Origin of the sequence: Acrocarpospora pleiomorpha (genome assembly GCF_009687885.1) — a bacterium.
Lineage (GTDB): Bacteria > Actinomycetota > Actinomycetes > Streptosporangiales > Streptosporangiaceae > Acrocarpospora > Acrocarpospora pleiomorpha.
In genome coordinates this window covers 18833-37599 of sequence record NZ_BLAF01000023.1, presented here as the reverse complement: position 1 = coordinate 37599, position 18767 = coordinate 18833, and the positions used below count along the sequence as shown (strand labels likewise).

Below are 18767 nucleotides of genomic sequence, written 5' to 3'. Positions count from 1 at the left end.
AAGTGGCAGCGTTCCAGGCATCAATTTAAATTTCGCCTGGGACGGACAGAATGACCGGACAAACCATACCACTGGATCAATTCGTAGTTAAGGTTCATAGTCGATGCGATCTGGCCTGCGACCATTGTTATGTTTATGAGCACGCGGATCAGAGCTGGCAAAGACGTCCGGTGGTCCTGAGTCCGGACACCTGTGCCCAGGTCGCTACACGTATCGCCGAGCACGCGACTCGCCATCGCCTGCCCAGGATCGACGTGATCCTGCACGGTGGCGAGCCGCTGCTGGCCGGCCCCCAGCGCCTGGACGACATCCTCACGACATTACGCGGCGCGCTGGAGGGCGTCACCGAGGTCACCTTCAAGGTCCACACCAATGGCGTGCTGCTGAACGAGGCATACCTGGATGTCTTCAGCAAGCACCGGGTCGGCGTCGGCGTCTCGCTGGACGGCGACCGCGCGGCGAACGACCGGCATCGCCGCTACGCCAACGGCAACAGCTCGTTCGACAAGGTCATCCGCGGCATCGGGCGGCTGCGCGCCCGGCCCGAGCTGTACAACGGCCTGCTCTGCACGATCGACGTGGCCAACGACCCGATCACCGTCTACGAGGCCCTGGCCGAGCTGGACCCGCCCAGGATCGACTTCCTGCTCCCCCACGCCACCTGGGAGGAGCCCCCACCGCGACCATCGCCGGTGGCGTACGCCGACTGGCTGATCAAGATCTTCGACCGCTGGGAGTCGGACGGGCGACCGTTCGGCATCCGGCTGTTCGACTCCGTGATCGCGACGACGTACGGCCGTCCCAGCATGACCGAGGCGATCGGCCTGGAGCCGAGCACCCTGGTCGTCATCGACACCGACGGCTCCTACGAGCAGCTCGACTCGCTGAAGGTCGCCTTCGACGGCGCGCCCGCGACCGGCTTCGACGTCTTCAACGACTCGCTGGACGAGGTCGCCCGGCACCCCGGCGTCCAGGCCCGGCAGCGCGGCCTGGCGGGGCTGGCCGAGACGTGCCGGCAGTGTCCGGTCGTGAACTCCTGCGGCGGAGGCCTCTACCCGCATCGGTTCCGCGCCGGGTCCTTCCTGAACCCGAGCGTCTACTGCGACGATCTGCTCAAGCTCATCACCCACATCAAGGAGAGCGTCGCGATGAGCCATCATTCGCTGACCGCCGCCACCCTCGACCTGCTCGCCAGCGGATTCGGCGGCGAGCGGGAGATCCAGGACCTGGCCGAGGCCCAGAACAGCCTGCGCCGGTCACTGGCCATGGCGGTCAGGGAAAGCGCTCCGGCCAGCTGGGCCGCTCTGGTCGAACTGGACGAGCGGGCGCCCGCCGCCGTCGCCAAGGTGCTCGCCCACCCATACGTCCGGGTCTGGGCCGTGGACCGGCTGGACGGCAAGAACAGCCCCGACTACCTCGGCAACATTGCCGCCGCCGCGGCCGCCGCGAGCGGCTCGTTCACCGGTTCCTTCACCGCCGAGGTGATCGATGGAGCGGTCTACCTGCCCGGCGTGGGCACCTTCCGCGGCGCGCTGCGCGGCCCGACCGCCACGGTCTCGGTGACCGGCGGAGTGGTCGACGTCCCGGGGGCGAGAGGCGAATGGGAGCCGGTCAGGTTCCTCGACGACGAGCGCCGCGTGCTGCTGGAGGACTGCGACCCTTACCGCAGCTGCCATCAGTGGCCCTCCGCCGCCCGTCTGTCCGACGCCGAGTTCGCCGCCTGGCGTGAGCGGTACGCCACCGCCTGGGAGTTCATCACCACGCACCTGCCGGAGTACGCTCCGGGCCTGCGCGCCGGGCTGACCGCCCTGATGCCGCTGTCCCCGGCGGCGGACGGCCGGGACGTCAGTTCGGCCGCGCGGCACGCCTTCGGCGCGGTCGCCGCGGCCCTGCCCCACGACGACGCCACCATGGCCCTGCTCATCGTGCACGAGTTCCAGCACGTGAAGCTGGGCGCCATCCTGGACATGTTCGACCTGTACGACGAGCACGAGACCGGCCTCTTCTACGCGCCCTGGCGGGACGACCCCCGCCCGCTCGAAGGGCTCCTGCAGGGCACCTACGCCCACCTCGCGGTCACCGACTTCTGGCGTCGGTACCGGCATGTCTCCGGCGACCCGGCGACCGCCCACCGGCATTTCGCGCAGTGGCGGGAGCACACCGCCACCGCCATCGAGACGCTGGCGGACAGCGGAGCCCTCACCGAGCTGGGCGCGCGATTCATCGCCCGGATGCGCGAGACGGCCGCCCCCTGGCTCGCCGAGGAGGTTCCCGCCGAGGCGCTGGCCGCCGCCAGGGAATCCGCGCGGCGGCACCGGGAGGCGTACGAAGCCCGGACTCGATGACAGGGTTGCGAGCCGGGCTGCGCGCGCTCGGGCTGCGCGCGGGACAGACCGTGCTCGTGCACGCGTCACTACGCCGCCTGGGTCCCGTCCCCGGCGGCGCGGCCGCGGTGGTGGCGGCGCTGCGCGAGGTGCTGGGGCCGGACGGCACGCTGGTGGCCCCCGCCTTCACCGCCAACAACTCCGACACCTCGCCGGCCTTCCGGGAGGCCACCGCGAGCATGACGGCGGCCGAGACCGACGCGTTCCGGCGGTCGATGCCCGCCTTCGATCCCGCCACGACGCCGCCCTGGCGGATGGGCCGGATCGCCGAGGAGATCTGGGCGCTGCCCGGCTCGATCCGCAGCGGCCACGCGCAGACCTCCTTCAGCGCGATCGGCCCGCTAGCGGCGAAGCTGACCGACGCGCACGCGCCGGACTGCCATCTCGGCGAACGTTCCCCGCTGTCCCGGCTCAACGACGTCGGCGCCCACGTCCTGCTGCTTGGGGTCGGTTTCGAGGTGTGCACCGCGTTCCATCTCGCCGAATATCGGCACCGGCCCGACCCGCCCACCCGCCTCTATCGTTGCGTGACAGACGACGGTGAAGGCCCTCGATGGCAGGAATACCGGGATGTCGTCTTGCACGATGGCGACTTCGCGGCGCTTGGCGCGGCTTTCACCGCGACCGGAAGCACCAGAATGGGCATGATCGGACACGGCAGTTCCCACTTCTTTCCATTAACCACCGCCGTGGATTTCGCGATCACTTGGATGCGCCGGCACCGCGCGCCGGAATAATCAGGCCGTACCGGCCCCCCTGACCGCCCCTTCTGTGTTTCCATAAGGGAAACCCAGAAGGGAGGCGGATGGATCAGCGACCGACTTCTCCGGGGCCCTATTTCTTCTTGAGCTATGCCCACACTCCCACACATGTCCCGCACCGGCGCGCCAACAAGTGGGTGGCCAAGCTGTTCAGCGACCTGTGCGAACACATCCTGCAGCTCACCAACTTGACCGACCCGGCGCAGGCCGGTTTCATGGACATCGGCCTGAGGTCCGGGCAGTTGTGGCAGGAACGGCTGGCCGAAGCGCTGGCCACGTGCCGGGTCTTTGTCCCCCTCTACTCGCCGCGCTATTTTGAGAGCCTCAACTGCGGCCGCGAATGGACCGCGTTCGCCCGGAGACTGAGCAACCATGTGGGGCCGGACGGGCAGGCGCCAGAGGCGATCATTCCGGCGTGGTGGACGCCCATGGCACCGGAAAGCCTGCCACTCGCGGCGAAGGGGATCCAGTTCGCCAACGAACAACTGGGAGCCCGCTACCGGGAGGAGGGCTTTTACGGTCTGGCGAAGCTGGCGGCTCGGCGGACGCAATATCAGATAGCCACCTGGGAGCTGGCCAACCGAATCGTTTTCGCCGCGCAGAATACCTGGATCCGGCCTTCCGAGCGGCTGGATTTCGAATCGCTGCCGAGCGCCTTCCTGGACCACAAGGCGGAGCGCCCGCTCCGGCTGACCATCGTCGCCCCGGACCTGGCCCGATTACCGCTCGATCGCACCGCGTACTACTACGGGCGGGCGTGCGAGGAGTGGAATCCATACCGGAGCGAAGATAACGCGCGGTCGCTTTGCTCATACGCGGTGGATATCGCCGCCGCGCACGGCTTCCGCGCACGGATCGGCTCGCTGGCCGATCACCTGCCGGATCTGCGCGAGTCAGAGAAGGCCGACCGCCCCAGCGTGATGATCATCGACCCGTGGGCGGTCACACACCCGGGCTTCCTCACCGCGCTCAGCGACTTCGACAAGCTGCGGCGGGGTTGGGTGAGCGTGATCGTGCCGTGGAATCTGGACGACGAGCAGACGCGGGAGCAGGAGCCGGAACTGCGCCAGGCGCTGGAGAAGGTGCTCGGCGAGCGGCTCACCGATCCGCACACCGAGACGGTCACGTCCTTCGCCGCGTTCAGGCGCGCGCTGCCCGACGCGCTCGGCCGGGCCACCAACCAGTTCCTGGTGATCCCCCCGATCGGGAAGGACATCCCCGTCGAGCCAAAGACCCAACGACCAAGGCTGATGGACCCTGGAGGAGGCTGAAATGAACGACACTAACGGCCAGATCATCACTTTCTACTCATACAAGGGTGGCACCGGACGCACGATGGCGCTGGCCAATACCGCCTGGGTGCTGGCCAGCCAGGGTCTGCGCGTACTGGTGATGGACTGGGACCTGGAATCTCCAGGGTTACACAAGTTCCTGCGCCCGTTCATGGACGTGGACGTGGTCACCTCCACGCCGGGCGTGATCGACATCATCACCGACTACGCCTTTGAAGCGAAGAAGCAGAAGTCGGACCCGCACGCGGACCTGCGGCCTGACCTGCATATAACCTACGCGCAGGTGCTGCCGCACGCGACCTCGCTGTCCTGGGAGTTCCCCGGGGTCGGCACGCTGGACTTCATCTCGGCGGGGCAGGAGAACCGGAACTACTCGTCGCTGGTGTCCGGGTTCAACTGGGACAACTTCTACGGTGAGCTGGGCGGCGGGCGGTTCCTTGACGCGCTCAGGGACAACATGAAGCGCAACTACGACTACATCTTGATCGACAGCAGGACCGGGTTGAGCGACATCGCCGACGTGTGCACGCTGCAGCTGCCCGACCTGCTGGTCGACTGCTTCACCATGACCGACCAGAGCATCGAGGGGGCCGCCAGGGTCGCGCACTACATCGACGAGCGGCACCACAAGCGGGACGTGCGGATCCTGCCGGTGCCGATGCGGATCGACGACGGGGAGAAGGAGAAGCTGGACGCGGGCCGCCAGTTCGCCAGGTCCATGTTCGAGCAGTTCCCGAAGGGCATGAACGCCGAGGAGCGCAACCAGTACTGGGGATCGGTGGAGATTCCGTACAAGCGTTTCTACGCCTTCGAGGAGACCCTGGCCACGTTCGGGGACACGCCCGGCTCGCCCAGCTCGCTGCTGGCCGCGTACGAGCGGCTGACCGCCGCGATCACCAACGGCAAGGTCACCGCCCTGGCGCCGATGGAGGAGGCGGTTCGAGTCCGGTGGCTGGAGATGTTCACCCGGCGGCAGCCCGTCGACCACGCCGACATCGTGCTCAGCTACACGCCCGAGGACCGGATGTGGGCGGACTGGATGACCTCTGTGCTGGAGAACGCGGGGTGCCGGGTCACGCCCAGGGCGCTCACCCCCAACAGCGGGCAGGCGGACCCGATCGATCAGGCCAGCCGGGTGATGGTGCTGCTGTCGCCGTCGTTCACCCGCGCGGCGCAGGCGATGGAGGACTGGACCCAGGCGATCAGCGCCGACCTGACCGGCGGCCCTCGCCAGATCACCACGTTCCGGGTCGCCGACGTGCGGCTGCCGACGTCGTTCACGGACCGCCCGCCGGTCGACCTGTACCGGCTCAGCCAGCAGCAGGCGACGGACGCGGTGCTGCGCGCGGCTGGGCGGGATCCGGGCGAGTACCCGGCCGACCACCCGCCACCGGGATCCCGGTATCCGGGCCTGATCCCGCCCATCTGGAACGTCGGCCTGCGGAACATCTCCTTCACCGGCCGCGGATCGGCGCTGGAGCACCTGCGCGACCAGCTGGTGGGGGCCTCGCCGTCCACCGGGTCCACCCAGAAGGTGGCGGCCCTATTCGGGCTCGGCGGGGTGGGGAAGACGCAGGTCGCGCTGGAATACGCGCACCGGTTCCGGGCCGACTACGATCTGGTCTGGTGGATCTCCGCTGAGCAGCCCGAACTGATCAACACGGCGCTGGCCGAGCTGGCGCTCAAGCTCAACATCCGGGTCAGCGAGAACGTAGTCGAGGCCGCCAAGGCGGCGCGTGAGGCGCTCCGGATTGGGCACCCGCACGCCCGTTGGCTGCTGATCTTCGACAACGTCCGGGACCCCGAGAAGCTCCTCGAATACTTGCCGGACGGCCCTGGACACGTGCTGGTGACCTCACGGAACAAGTCGTGGGGGCCCACCGCGACCCCGTTCGAGGTGGAGGTGTTCAGCAAGCAGGAGAGCCTGGAGCACATGCTCAGGCGGGTGGAGACGTTGAACCCCACGGAGGCGCTGGCCGTCGCCGAAGAGCTCGGCCACCTGCCGCTGGCCGTCGAGCAGGCCGCCGCCTGGTTGGCGGAGACCGGGGTCTCGGCCAGCAAGTACATCGACGAGTTGCGCTCGCAGACCGCGCGGATCCTGTCTACCGACCCCCCGGCGGGCTACCCGATGCCGGTGGCGACCACCTGGAACCTCTCCCTCACACAGCTGCAGGAGCGTTCTCCCGCGGCGGTCCGGATGCTCCAGCTGTGCGCGTTCTTCGCGGCGGAGCCGATCTCGCTGAAGCTCATCTACAGCAACGAGATGATGAAGGCGCTGCCGGATGATCCGATGCTGGACGGCCAGAAGGCCATGCTGCCCCGGCTGATCCGGGAGATCACCCGATTCGCGCTGGCCAAGGTGGATCCGGGCAACAACTCCATCCAGCTTCACCGCCTGGTCCAGGTCGTGATCAAGAGCCAGATGACCCAGGAGGAGCGCGAGTCGACCTCGCACCTGGTGCACGACATCCTGGTCGGAGCCCGCCCGAGCAAGGGCGAGGTGGACGACCCGGCCAACTGGCCGCTGTACGACATCATCTGGCCGCACCTGGTCCCGTCCGAGGCGGAGAACTGCGTCCAGCAGGAGGCAACCCGGCTGCTGCTCACCGAACGTGTCCGCTACCTGTGGCTGCGCGGCCAGTACACCGACGCGATCAAGTTCGGCCAGCAATTGGCCAACCTCTGGGAGGGCAAGTTCGGCCAGGTCGAACGGCAGCGCCTCTACATGCTGTTCGCGGTCTCCAACGCGCAGCGCTCGCTGGGTGAGGAGAAGGAGGCCAGGAAGCTCACCAAGTGGGTGCTGGACCGGCAGACAGAGCTACTCGGTCCGAACCACGCACACACCCTGCAGACCACCCTCGGCTGGGCCGCCGACCTGCGCGCGGCCGGGCGGTTCACCGAGGCGCTGGAGCTGGACCGGGACACCTACGGGCGGTGGAAGGACCTGTTCGGGGAGGACTACGAGATGACGCTGAAGGCGGCCAACAACCTGGCGGTGTCGTTCCGCCTGGTCGGCGACTGCTTCAGCGCCAGAGACCTGGACGAGGACACGCTCGACCGCAACAGCCGGGTGAAGGGCCCCAAACACCTGGACACGCTCGGTTGCGCCCAGAACCTGGGCCGGGACCTGCGCGAGGCGGGCTTCTACACCGAGTCCATCAACCAGCTCAGAGACACCCTGGAGCTCTACCATGAGGCGTTCGGGGAGGAATACTTCGAGGCCCTGCGCGCCGCCAAGAGCCTTGCGGTCTCACTCCGCAAGGCGGGCGAGCAGCAGGAGGCGATGGTCATCGCGCAGGGCGTCTGGGAAAGTTTCCAGCGCAACTACCCGTCCCCGCCGGAGGCGCTGGCCGCCGACCTGGAGCGGGCGTCCTGCCTGTCCGCGCTCGGCAACAAGGAGTTGGCCCGCCAGGCCGCCGAGGCCGCCTATCTGGAGTACGACAAACGTCTCGGCCCGACCCACCCCTTCACCCGGGTCGCCGCCAACAACCTCATGATCTACCTGCGCTCCCTGGGCTCGACCAAGAAGGCGTTGTCCATCGGCGAGGAGGCGCTGGAGGTGTTCCGTGCCCAGCTGGGGCCGGACCATCCGTACTCGCTGTCGTGCGCGATCAACGTCGCCAACTGCCTGGCGGATCTGGAACGGCTGCCGGAGGCGGAGACCCTGCTGCGGGAGACCCTGACCGGTCTGGAGAACAGGCTGGGTCCCCGGCATCCGGACACGATGGTGTGCCGCGCCGATCTCGCCATCGTGCTGCGCGAGAGTTCCCGCACCGAGGACGCCGGCAAGCTCCAGTCGGCGACCTTGCAGGCACTGTCCGACAAGCTCGGTGAGGAGCACCCGATCGTCCACGATCTCCGCCTGTGGCGGCGGATCAACCGCGACCTGGAACCCCAGCCGATCTAGTACGCCTGCTCCCTGATCAGCCAGAGCAGCACGTCCGGCAGGACGTCGATGGAGCCGAAGTGCGCGATCCCGGGGTCGATCCGCAGGATGGCGCCGGGAATCCGGCGGCCGAGCCAGCGGGCGTGCCCGACCGGGGAGTAGACGTCCTGCTCGCCGTGCCACACCAGGGTGGGCACGGTGATTCCGGCCGGGTCGAACGACCAGTCGGAGCGGAAGGCCACGATGTCGTCGACCCAGCCGTCCGCGGAGGCCCGGAGCGCCTCGGAGAAGTTGTCCACCAGCATGGTGCGGATACCGAAGTCGGCGACGGTCCTGCGGTCGGTCGCGGTGTACTCGGTGGCCAGGAGGCGCAGCTTGCTGGACGGGTCGGCGCGGATCTGGGCCGCCGCGGCGGCCAGGCTGGCCGCGACCGCGCCGGTGCCGCCCTGGCCGATGATGTACTCCCGCACGTTGGAGGCCGCCATGCCCTCGAACCAGTCGAGCCCTTCGGCCTTCGGCGGCGCCAGGCCCACCAGCGCCGCCACCTTGGTGATGCGATCGGGCAGCAGGGCGCCGCAGGCGAGCGCATGCGGCGCGCCGCCGGACCGGCCGACGACCGCGAACCGTTCGATGCCGAGATCGTCGGCGATGGTGGCCACGTCGGCGGCGATGCTGGCGATCGCGCGGCCCTTCAGCCGGTCGGAGCGGCCGTAGCCGGGCCGGTCGAAGGTGATGAGCCGGACCCCCAGGTGGTAGAGCACCTGCGGCCGCGGCGCCGGGCCGAGCCTGCTCCCCGGTGTGCCGTGCAGCAGGAACACCGGACTGCCCTCAGGCGCTCCCCGTTCCTCAACCGCCAGTCTCCTGCCATCCGCTGTGCTCACGAGCACGGTCAAGGCGCCTCCCCGTCAACACTCCTCTATGAGGTTCTCCCCCACATCAGGGCGGTTGTCCATGCCCGCCGGCGGGCTATCGAGGTTCGGTATCCCGGGGGCTCGCACGGCGCTCGCATAGCCTGCGCCAACCTGGTAGGCATCTTTGCCAAATTGGGATGAAATAGCAGCATAAAGGTGACACGACTCTAATCGTGGAAGGTTTGTGCGACTCCACGTGTCTTGGTGCGGGGAGAACCGCAGCCAGAGTATGATTCGTTTCCTCGGGAGATCCACAAGTGGCGCGAGGGCGCGTGCAAACGCTCCCTGAAGTGCGGGTATCCCACTACGCACACACCCCGCTTCGGGCCGTAAAGGAGAGTTTTGGCCGCCTCTCCCCCACTCACCGGGCCGGTCCATTCCCTCCAATCGGAGGGAATGGAAACGAAATATGCGGTCGAATACGGTCCGGCAACATCCGATAGCGGCAATATACCAGACCGCCCCGTGGACCAGTAGGTGAAAAGGCCCAGGCGGGAGCCGTCCGCGAAAAGGCAGCGGGCGGAAATGCGGCGGCAGCGTAAACAATTCATCCGGGCCGTGTGCAGCGTCGCCACCTCCACGCTCGGCTCCCGGGCGATAGGCATCACCTATCCGCTGCTGGCCCTGTCGGTCACCCAATCGCCGATGCTGGTTGGCTGGGTGACCTTCGCCCTCACAGTGCCGGGCTTGCTGTTCTACATGCCGGCGGGGGTGCTGGCCGACCGGACCGATCCCCGCTCGATCATGCTGTTCACCGAGACCGTGCGCGGTCTCGCCGTGCTCAGCGTGCTGGGCGCGATCGCCATCGGGCAGGTGACCGCAGCGCACATCATCGTGGCGGCATTCGTCGAAGGCGCGCTCTGGGTCACCTATTCACTCGCCGAAACGGCGCTGTTCTCCACGCTCATCTCCCCGAACAGCGCACCGGCCCTACTCGCCACCGCCGAGACCGGCGTGCATTTCGCGGTGCTCGCGGGGCGGCCGCTGGGCGGGCTGTTCTTCGGCCTCGGCCAATTGTGGGCATTCCTGCTGAATGCAGGAATCTTCGCACTGTCCAGCGCATTCCTGTCCGGCGAGGCACACACCAGAAAACCGCGCCGGCAACGATTCCGGGTACTGAAGGAAATCGGCAGGGGCGTACGCCAACTGGCCACCGGGCCATTGTCCGCCGACATGGTGAGCGGATTCCGCGAGCTATGCGGCCACCTTTTCCTGCGCAGGGCCATGCTGGTCACCGCCGTCACGAATCTGGCCATCAACACGGTCATCATCATCTTCATGGCCGAATCGATTGGCCTTTCCTCGATCCTGGTCGGCCTCGTGCTGGCGGCCGGGGGCATCGGCGGCGCCATCGGATCGAGCCTGGCCCGTCTGCCGTCGATACAGCGGCTCTTCAAACCGGAATCCCACACGCTCTACGCGCAGCTGTGGATCTGGGTACTGGCGCTGTTCATCGCCACCTGGGGGGAGCCGGCCTCCTACGCGATCGCCACCGTGCTCACCGGCTGCACCGGGGCGCTGGTGAACGTGTCGATCAGGACGTATGAGATCCGCAGCGTGGACCGGCAGAAGCTGGCCCGGGTGGTCAGCGTGCACCGGCTGATGGCGCACGGCGCGGTCTGCCTGGCGGCTCCGCTGGGCGGGCTGCTGGCGGCCCGGCTCACCGCGCAGCAGGCCACCGCGGCCGTGTTCTGGGTCACTGTGGCCTTCGCCGCCGTGACCTCCGTAGCCATGGTGATGAGCCGGCTCGGGATGCGGCGCAGAGCGGCGCAACCCGGGCGCGCCCTGAGTTGAGCGTCAGGCGAGCGAGTTCAGCCGCCGCGCCTCGGGAACCAGGTGGCCGGGCAGTCCCGGCGACCTGGCCGACAGCGCGCGTCCGGCGTGGTCGGCGGCGGCCTCCCGGTTGCCCTGGGCGGCGCTGATCCAGGCGGCGTAGAGCTGGACCGGGCCGCTGTCGGGGGCGTCAGCCAGGGCTTCCATGATCTCCTTGTCGTGCTCCTGCGCGATCTCGGTGTGGCCGCTGTCGGCGGCCAGCCAGGTGGCCGCCAGCGCGTGCGCGGCCTTGGTAGAGGGCCACTGCAACGGCCCGGCGCGATCGAGGTCGCGCAGGGCGGCGGCGTTCTCCCCCATGCTCGCCAGGATCTCGCCCCGCGCCTGCAGCGCGTCCAACGCGCCGCCTTCCTGCTCGAGCACGTCGGTGAGGGTGTCCCTGGCCGCCTGCGAGGCGCCGTCGTGCCAGAGCGCCCAGGCCAGCGCGGTCTGGATGCTGAGATCGTGGCGGAATCTGCGCATCGCGGCGGTGAGCTCGTCCACGGCCAGACCGGGCTCGCCCTGCGCCAGCCTGAGCCGCCCGATGCCCACCAGCAGCCGAGCCACCGCGTCGATCGCCCCGAGCGTCTCGAATAGCTGCGCCGCGGTGCGGTAACGCTCGATCGCGGTGTCGTACCCCTCAGCCTGGTAGGCCACATTGCCGAGGAACGAGCCGATCTCGGCTGCCAGCCTCACATCCCCCGAGGCCCGCTGGAGCGCCTCCTCGCCCAGGCTTTCCGCCAGCTCCAGGTTCCGATCGCGCAGCGCCAGCTCGGCCGCGCTCAGGACGTCGTCGGGATCGCTGACCTGGCGGGACAGGTCGATGGGGCCGGCCGCCTTGAGCACCGGGGGGATCAGCCGGTCGTGCGAGAGCTCACACCAGCCGCCCCGGTCGGAGTCCAGGATGTGCCGGTCCACCAGCGCCTGGATCAGCGCGTTGTCCATGCCGGCCGTCATCGTCTCCCGGATGGTGACCCGCTGGCGGGTCACCAGCTCGGTGACGAAGGTGCGGGCAAGCCAGGCCGTCAGCCGGGGCATGTCGCCGCCCAGGTGCTCCGCGGCTACCTCGCGCACTGTCTTCTCGAAGAACTCGGTGACCTGCTCGTCGGCGGCGACCACCTCCCCGATCTGGAACGGGGTGATCTTCGTGACCCCGGGCGGCAGCGAACGCCAGAGCATGGAGCAGGCCACCTGGAGCTGCACTGGCTCGGCCTGCTCCCGCTCGCCGAGCAGCCCGCCCCGGTCCACGCACAGGTCGTTGAGCAGCTTGCGCACCGCGTGGTCGGTGAAGCCGCGCCCGGTCCCGGCCAGCGGCCCTTCGATCGCCTGCCTGGACTGCTCGCGGCCGAGCGGATCGAGCCGGACCCGCCAGTGGCTATGGCCGGCCAACTGGGACCGGTACGGCATGATCGAGGCCAAATGATCGTCCCTGATGCACATCAGCAGCCGGATGTTCTCGTCCGCGGAGATCGCCTTCTTCAGCTGATCGAGGAACCACTCCCGATAGGACTGCCGGTGCGCGAAGTCGTCGAACAGCTCCTCGGCCTGGTCGATGGCGAGCAGCACTAGGACCGGATCACCGAACTGGTCCTGCCGGGAGGGGCGGCTGCGCAGGAAGCTCTCCAGGGTGAGGCGGGCCAGCCGGGTCGGCGACTCCTGCGGCGCCCAGGACGAAAGCAGCGCGAACACGTGGGGGTTGTGCTGCGGCGGCAGCGCGGCCGCCGGGTAGCTGACGTTCCCCGCAACCGGGAACGCGGAGCCGTGCGAGACCCGGCCCACCGGCAGCGCGTCGGTGGCGTCCGGATCGAGCAGCGGCAGGACCCCGGCGTTGATCAACGACGTCTTGCCCACACCGGACGGCCCGTGCAGGATGGTCAGCCGGTTGGCCTGCCATTGGGTGGCGACCTCGTAGGACTCGCGCTCGCGGCCGAAGAACTTGTGGCCATCGGCCCGCCGGAAGGCCCGCAAGCCGACGTAGGGCTGGTCCGTGACGTGCGCGTTCCCGGTGCCCGTAATCACGTGACCGTTCCCATCCGCTCGCGAAGCTTCTCGCAAAATTGCGCCGCCGTGCCCCAGAAAATCGATACTTGCCAGCCCGCGTAATACCGCTCCACCTGGTTCTGTAGCTCCCCGACCGCCGTGCTGTCCACATTGGGGGCGAGCTGGACGCTGACATGCCTGCGCCGATTGATTCCCGGTACCGCGCGCAGCAGGCTGTTGAACAGGAAACGGAAGGTCCAGTCCTGCAGGCTGTAGCCGACAAAGAGGAGCGAGCGCACGGTCAGCGCCCGGAGGACCGCGGAGGGAAGCATGATCGGTGTTTCCGCGGCCCGATCATAGGCCAGGTTGAAGACGAACTCCAGATAATCATCCTCGGTGATGACGATGGATCCAGGATCTTGAATCCGGCCGTGCAGATGATAGATCAGCGGAGCGTGCGCTTCCGGATTCCAGCCCGATTTGTGCCGGAAGAGATCCTCGTCGTAGACGAGGCCGGCGTGCCAGGGGCAGAGCGCCACATTCGGATCTTTACCGCTGGCCTTTAGCGCCTGGTAGACGAAGTCATCGTAATTAGTGGTCAGATAGACTGGGAGCGGAAATCCGGCGAGCAGGCCGTGTGGTTCGCGCAGGTCGGTGAAATCGGGCACCCGGCCCGTGTCGGCCAACTCCTCGCAGATCTGCTCTTTGACATGCATAGACTCGCCGAACTTCATCGCGCCGTACTGCGTGACCTTGGTGAGGTTGGCCTTGTCGTCGAACGGGTAACCCCAGCGGGTCGCCAGCCGTTCACTGAGCTCACCGCCCGAGGGCAGGCTTCCCGCGCATGCACCGGCACCGAGAAAGGGTGTGCTCGCGCCCTTTTTCAGCTGGAAGAGCAGCCGCTCCCAATCGGCCTCCGTCATTTCCTTCAAGTAGCGGCACCACCTCGCGGTCGAATCGGCCCGAGCCACTTTCCCGCACCATATATCGAGTTCGATGGCAGGTGGGCCGGTTCGTTCCGTTACTTGCCGGGCCGGCGGGCCCTATCTCACGCTGCTCGAGAACCGCGCCACTCCGTCGCCCTCGGCCTTGACATACTCGTACGCAGCCTGCTCGACACTGAGCGCCTCGAGTTCCTTGAGCGACACGATGCCGTAGTTGCCAATCCCGGCGCTCCCGTGATCCTGCATGCGAACTCCTCGCAATCGGTTCGGTTCCGGATGCCCCAATATCCGATTTAGGGTGGGTTCCCCCTCGGCGGGTGGCCCCGAAACCCCGTCACGCTTCCTTATGATTCTGTAGTCACCGCGACCGTGAATCAAGCTTTAGTATTGCGCTATATCCCAGATCCTGGGCCAGGGCGGAGGGTTCAGATGGAACTTTCAGGTGGCGCCGTGCATTCGACTCCCGACCGGCAACCCGACATCTGGGAACGCGTGCCCCCGCGCAATCCGCACTTCACCGGCCGCGAAGATCTGCTGGTGAAATTGCGGGACGGCGTCGGCCAGGTCACCGCAGTGGTCCCGGAGGGGCAGCCGCAAGCGCTGCAGGGCCAAGGCGGCGTGGGCAAGACCCAACTCGCCATCGAATACGCGTGGCGTTACCGCCGCCACTACGACGTCGTCTGCTGGATTCCCGCCGAGCAGCGGGAACTGGTCCCGGCCTCGCTCGCCGCGCTGGCCCCGCAACTCAAGCTGCCGTCCAGCATGGGCATGGGGTTCGAGGAGACCGCTGCGGCGGTGAAACGGGCACTGGAACGCGGCGAGCCGTACCGGCGTTGGCTGGTGATCTTCGACAATGCGAACCAGCCGGCGGACCTGGAGGACTACATCCCGCGCGGCACCGGGCATGTGCTGATCACCTCCCGCAACACCCGATGGACCAACCACGGCGCCACCCTCCAGGTAAGCGTCTTCGACCGGGAGGAAAGCGCTGCGTTCCTGAAGAAGCGGGTGCGCCGCGAGATCAAGGACGAACTGGCCGACACCCTGGCCGAAAAACTCGGCGACCTGCCGCTGGCGCTTGAGCAGGCGGGGGCCCTCATGTTCGAGACGGCCATGTCCATCGAGGAGTACATCGAGTTGCTGGACCAGCAGACCACCCGGCTGATGGCGGTCAACAAGGCGGAAGGCTATCCGCAGTCTATGGCGGCCGCGTGGGGCCTCTCAGTGCACGAGTTGCGGCGGCGGCTGCCCGAAGCCATCGACGTGCTCCGCTGCTGCGCGTTCTTCGGGCCCGAGCCGATCCCGCGGGACGTGTTTCGCCGCGGCACCGAGGCCGACACCCCGCGCATTGCCCCGATTCTGGCCGATCCGCTGATGCTGACCAGGGCGCTGAGCGTACTCGGCCGATACGCGCTTGCCAAGATCGACTCGGCCACCCGAACCATCACAGTGCATCGGCTGATCCAGACTCTGCTCCGGGAGGAGCTCAACGAGAAGGAGCAGCACGATATCCGGCACGAGGTGCATCTGCTGCTGGCGCACAGCGCGCCCAGGGACCCCGAGGACAACGCCAACTGGAAGAGCTTCGAGGAGCTCGTGCCGCATATCGTGCACTCCAACCTGGCGGAGTGCGAGCAGCCGAACGTCCGCGAGTTCGCGCTGAACACCGTCCGCTACCTTTACCTGGCGGGCAACTACCACCTGGCCCGCGGCTTCGTGGATGAGTTCATCGAGCGGTGGACCGAGCGGAACGGCGCGCTGCACGCCGACGTGCTGGTGGCCCGCAAGCACCTCGGCAACATTCTGCGTAGCCTGGGCATGTACTCCGCCGCGTACGAGAACGATCACGATACGCTCGACCAGATGCGCGAGGTGCTTGGCCGCAACCACTCCGAGACGTTGTGGGCCACCAACAGCTACGGCAGCACGCTCCGCACCCGCGGCGAGTTCCACCGGTCCTGCGAGCTGTACGAGGAACTGCTGGTCAGCTACCAGTCCCTGGAGCAGGCCAACCCGGTGAGCGTGTACCGGGTCCGCCACAACCTGGCCATCGGTTACTCGCTGACGAGCGAATATACCAAGGCCAGCGACATGCTCAGAGCGCTGCTGCGCGACCTCAGCACGGCCAGGAGCGGGGTGGGCCCGCGCCAGGTGCTCGGCTCCTACAGCGGCCTCTCCCGCGCGGTGCGGCTCTGCGGCGACTACAGCATGGCCGTCGACCTGGGGCAGGACGCGTTCGACTATGGCAAGCAGCAACTGTCGCTGGACCACCACGAGACGCTGCTCGCAGCCAAGGACCTGTCGATCGCCAAACGCCGCAGGGGCGATGTGGAGGAGGCACTCGAACTCGCCGAGGACACCCACACCCGGTTGCGGCAGCTGCTCGGCGAGCAGCACCCGGACACGATGGCGACAGCGATCAACCTGTCCAACGCCTACCGGATGCGGGGCAACCTGGACAAGGCATTAGAGCTGGCTCAGGAGACCGTGCCCCGATATGCGGTCGTGTACGACAAGGATCACCCCTTCACTCACGCCTGCAACGGCAACCTGGCCGTGCTGTACCGGCTGTGCGGTGAGCGGGCCAGGGCCAGGAGCCTGAACCAGGCATCTGTCGACGCCCTGGTGCAACGGTTGGGATGGCCGCACGACTACACCCTCACCTGCGCCATCAACCTCCAGTCCGACCTGGCCGCGCTGGGCGAGACCGAGGAGGCGGTCCGGTTCGGCCGGGAGATCCTGGGCCGTCTGCACGCCCTGTTCGGCAAGGATTACTTCATGTCACTGGCGTGCGCCGCCAACCTATCCCTCGACCTGCGCGCGGTGGGCGCGGAGGAGGAGGCGGAGGCCATGCTCCAGGACACCCTGGCCCGCTACCGGGCGCAGGACGGCGAGAACCACCCCGACGCGGAGCTCGCCGCCCGCCGCGTCCGCGTGGACTGCGACTTCGACCCCCAGCCGATCTGATCAGGTGTTCCGCGCGGTGGCGCGCGCAGCGATCCGGCCGAGGGCAGCGCCAGCTCGCCGCCGGTGAACCGGGCGGGGAGCACGGGATCGCGGCGCGCCCGCGGTTCGGCTATCGCCGCAGGGCCGCCGCCCCCGCCGCCATGGCCCGGAATGCCTTCTCCGAAATACGGTGGGGAACGATAGTCATCTGCGTCCTCTCAAGCGTGCCACGTCCCGGGCGAGAACACGATCTATATAGGAGATCAACCGGTAGAGGTCAGGGCAGTACACGCTGGGATTGCGAAAACCCGTATTGTCGTCATAACGATGTGCGTAAAGCCCACCGCCGCATACGGAAACGATCTCGCATTCGTGACACGTACCGGAAAGCGCATCCATCCCGATCTGCCGTGCGACCAGGGATGGGAAGGTGAGCGCGGCGTCGAACGGGTGGGAGAGCACATGTAGCCGGGTGGCGGCGGCGCCGTGGTAGGCCGACTTGAGGATGTCGGACTGCTCGATGCTGCCGTCGGTTTCGATCACGGCCAGCAGGGCGGGTGACAGGCCGATGGACTCGCTCCGGGACGGGCGGCCGGTGAGCAGGCGCAGGATCTCGGTGAACAGGCGGATCTCGGTTTCGGCCGGGCCGTACCAGCGGTCGAAGATGGCCATCAGCCAGTCCGCGTACGGCGTCGCCGCCGAATCGGCCTCCCGGAACGGCGGTGGCGTGGACCAGTTGCCGTGCGGGAGCAGGAAGTCCACGGCGGGCGGGTCGAAGGCGAGTAGCGCCTCGTAGGTCTTGACCGGGTCGTTGCGCACGTCGATGGTGCAGAGCAGGCCGCTGAACAGGTGGTGGAAGGGGCCGCTGGACAGCCGCCGCAGCGAGTCCACGACTTGGGCGTGGCTGCCGCGGCCGTCGCGGAAGAGGCGGTGCCGGTCGTGCGCCTGGGCGTCGCCGTCGAGGCTGACGCCGACCCGGATGCCGAGTTGGTCGAACAGGCGCAGGAAGGTGTCGTCGAGGCGGAGCGCGTTGGTCTGGATGCTGACGTTGACCCGGGTGCCGGTGTCCATGGCGCGGCGGATGGCGCGCACCGCGTACGCGATGAAGTCGGGGCCGGCCAGGAGGGGTTCGCCGCCGTGCAGGATGACGTCGACCTCGGTGAGGCCGTGGGCCATGGCGTGCTCGCCGATGCGCAGCGCGACCCGGTCGACGATGGCCTCCGACATCCGGCGGGGCTGGTCGCGCCAGCCCTGGTCGGCCATTTCGTAGACGTAGCAGTGGCGGCAGGCCAGGTCGCAGCGGCTGTGAATCTTCAGAATGAACTGGTGGAAGGCATAGGGTTTCCACCCCGACGCCAGAAGTGCCTCGACATCGAGGGACGCCGGAAACGGCGGCTCTCCCATTTCAGAGTTTTCGAGCAATCGCGGCAACCTCTAACGTGATCGCGGTCCCCTGAGCCCTACCGTTCTCTACGTACCCTCCCCCCGAATTCACGAGAGGGCATTTGGCGCCAATTCTTATCTCTCATGAATTTTCGTCTCCAGTCAAGATTCCGGCCCGGTGGAGCGGGGGCGGGGTTGCGACGCGGTCTGGCGGTGTGGTGCCCTAAGCGTGAGCGGGTGGCGGGATTCCGGGAGGTCGGGTGCGGTTCGGGGTGCCTCCTGGGCGGCAGGTCCGGGTCGCCGCGGGGTTGTCGCTGGCGGCGGCGGGGGTGCTGGTCGCGGGGGCGTTCGTGAACTCGCGTGCGGTCAGGGAGGTGGCGTCGCCGCAGGTGGAGCGGTCGCGGGAGCTGCGGGAGGTGGAGGTCGCGGATCTGTCGCGGGGGGACGCGGCGCGGTGGGTGGGGGCGCAGG

12 protein-coding genes are annotated in these 18767 nt (G+C 67.9%); 7 read left to right on the top strand and 5 right to left on the bottom strand.

What is annotated here, in order from left to right; translation table 11 throughout:
* The first annotated feature begins 50 nt into the window (after positions 1 to 50).
* The 4 genes from Aple_RS21190 to fxsT (Aple_RS21175) all read left to right on the top strand — a co-directional run bounded on the left by Aple_RS21190 (position 51) and on the right by fxsT (Aple_RS21175) (position 8344).
* Positions 51 to 2345, top strand: a complete 2295-nt coding sequence (locus Aple_RS21190; RefSeq protein ID WP_155346392.1) for an FxsB family cyclophane-forming radical SAM/SPASM peptide maturase — start codon at positions 51 to 53, stop codon at positions 2343 to 2345.
* Positions 2342 to 3121, top strand: coding sequence for an AAC(3) family N-acetyltransferase (locus tag Aple_RS21185; protein ID WP_246264674.1), 780 nt, complete (start codon positions 2342 to 2344; stop codon positions 3119 to 3121). The genes Aple_RS21190 and Aple_RS21185 overlap by 4 nt, the downstream gene beginning before the upstream one ends.
* A 107-nt stretch (positions 3122 to 3228) precedes the next feature.
* Positions 3229 to 4416: a TIR-like protein FxsC gene (locus Aple_RS21180; RefSeq protein WP_170321599.1), complete on the top strand. Its 1188-nt coding sequence runs from the start codon at positions 3229 to 3231 to the stop codon at positions 4414 to 4416.
* A 1-nt stretch (position 4417) separates the two neighbouring features.
* The gene (gene fxsT, locus Aple_RS21175; protein ID WP_155346390.1) at positions 4418 to 8344 is read left to right on the top strand and encodes an FxSxx-COOH system tetratricopeptide repeat protein; all 3927 of its coding nucleotides are present in this window, start codon (positions 4418 to 4420) and stop codon (positions 8342 to 8344) included.
* Here fxsT (Aple_RS21175) and Aple_RS21170 read toward each other — a convergent pair.
* On the bottom strand, positions 8341 to 9210 hold the full coding sequence (locus tag Aple_RS21170) for an alpha/beta fold hydrolase (protein ID WP_246264685.1): 870 nt from the start codon (positions 9208 to 9210) through the stop codon (positions 8341 to 8343). The genes fxsT (Aple_RS21175) and Aple_RS21170 overlap by 4 nt on opposite strands.
* A 549-nt stretch (positions 9211 to 9759) precedes the next feature.
* Here Aple_RS21170 and Aple_RS21165 point away from each other — a divergent pair.
* The gene (locus Aple_RS21165; protein WP_155346388.1) at positions 9760 to 11028 is read left to right on the top strand and encodes an MFS transporter; all 1269 of its coding nucleotides are present in this window, start codon (positions 9760 to 9762) and stop codon (positions 11026 to 11028) included.
* A 3-nt stretch (positions 11029 to 11031) separates the two neighbouring features.
* On the opposite strand, the gene Aple_RS21160 is transcribed toward Aple_RS21165, so the two are convergent.
* The 3 genes from Aple_RS21160 to Aple_RS21150 form a co-directional block, all read right to left on the bottom strand.
* Positions 11032 to 13062 (bottom strand): nSTAND1 domain-containing NTPase, encoded by a 2031-nt coding sequence (locus Aple_RS21160; protein ID WP_155346387.1) that lies wholly within the window; start codon positions 13060 to 13062, stop codon positions 11032 to 11034.
* Complete coding sequence (locus tag Aple_RS21155) at positions 13059 to 13946, bottom strand: SIR2 family NAD-dependent protein deacylase (protein ID WP_155346386.1); 888 nt, start codon at positions 13944 to 13946, stop codon at positions 13059 to 13061. The genes Aple_RS21160 and Aple_RS21155 overlap by 4 nt, the downstream gene beginning before the upstream one ends.
* Before the next feature lie 120 nt (positions 13947 to 14066).
* The gene (locus Aple_RS21150; RefSeq protein WP_155346385.1) at positions 14067 to 14213 is read right to left on the bottom strand and encodes a hypothetical protein; all 147 of its coding nucleotides are present in this window, start codon (positions 14211 to 14213) and stop codon (positions 14067 to 14069) included.
* A 183-nt stretch (positions 14214 to 14396) separates the two neighbouring features.
* On the opposite strand from Aple_RS21150, the gene fxsT (Aple_RS21145) reads away from it, so the two are divergent.
* Positions 14397 to 16934: an FxSxx-COOH system tetratricopeptide repeat protein gene (fxsT, locus tag Aple_RS21145; RefSeq protein WP_155346384.1), complete on the top strand. Its 2538-nt coding sequence runs from the start codon at positions 14397 to 14399 to the stop codon at positions 16932 to 16934.
* A gap of 183 nt (positions 16935 to 17117) precedes the next feature.
* On the opposite strand, the gene Aple_RS21140 is transcribed toward fxsT (Aple_RS21145), so the two are convergent.
* Entirely contained in the window at positions 17118 to 18317 is a 1200-nt protein-coding gene (locus Aple_RS21140; RefSeq protein WP_155346383.1) for an FxsB family cyclophane-forming radical SAM/SPASM peptide maturase, read from the bottom strand.
* A gap of 239 nt (positions 18318 to 18556) precedes the next feature.
* Here Aple_RS21140 and Aple_RS52145 point away from each other — a divergent pair.
* On the top strand, positions 18557 to 18767 hold a 211-nt coding region (locus Aple_RS52145; RefSeq protein ID WP_170321596.1), incomplete at its 3' end, for a hypothetical protein.

Excerpts from the sequence above, each read along its gene's own strand:
- Aple_RS21190 (WP_155346392.1), top strand. The coding sequence starts at position 51 with ATGACCGGACAAACCATACCACTGGATCAATTCGTAGTTAAGGTTCAT.
- Aple_RS21185 (WP_246264674.1), top strand. The coding sequence starts at position 2,342 with ATGACAGGGTTGCGAGCCGGGCTGCGCGCGCTCGGGCTGCGCGCGGGA.
- fxsT (WP_155346390.1), top strand. The coding sequence starts at position 4,418 with ATGAACGACACTAACGGCCAGATCATCACTTTCTACTCATACAAGGGT.
- Aple_RS21165 (WP_155346388.1), top strand. The coding sequence starts at position 9,760 with ATGCGGCGGCAGCGTAAACAATTCATCCGGGCCGTGTGCAGCGTCGCC.
- Aple_RS21155 (WP_155346386.1), bottom strand. The coding sequence starts at position 13,946 with ATGACGGAGGCCGATTGGGAGCGGCTGCTCTTCCAGCTGAAAAAGGGC.
- Aple_RS21150 (WP_155346385.1), bottom strand. The coding sequence starts at position 14,213 with ATGCAGGATCACGGGAGCGCCGGGATTGGCAACTACGGCATCGTGTCG.
- fxsT (WP_155346384.1), top strand. The coding sequence starts at position 14,397 with ATGGAACTTTCAGGTGGCGCCGTGCATTCGACTCCCGACCGGCAACCC.
- Aple_RS21140 (WP_155346383.1), bottom strand. The coding sequence starts at position 18,317 with ATGGGAGAGCCGCCGTTTCCGGCGTCCCTCGATGTCGAGGCACTTCTG.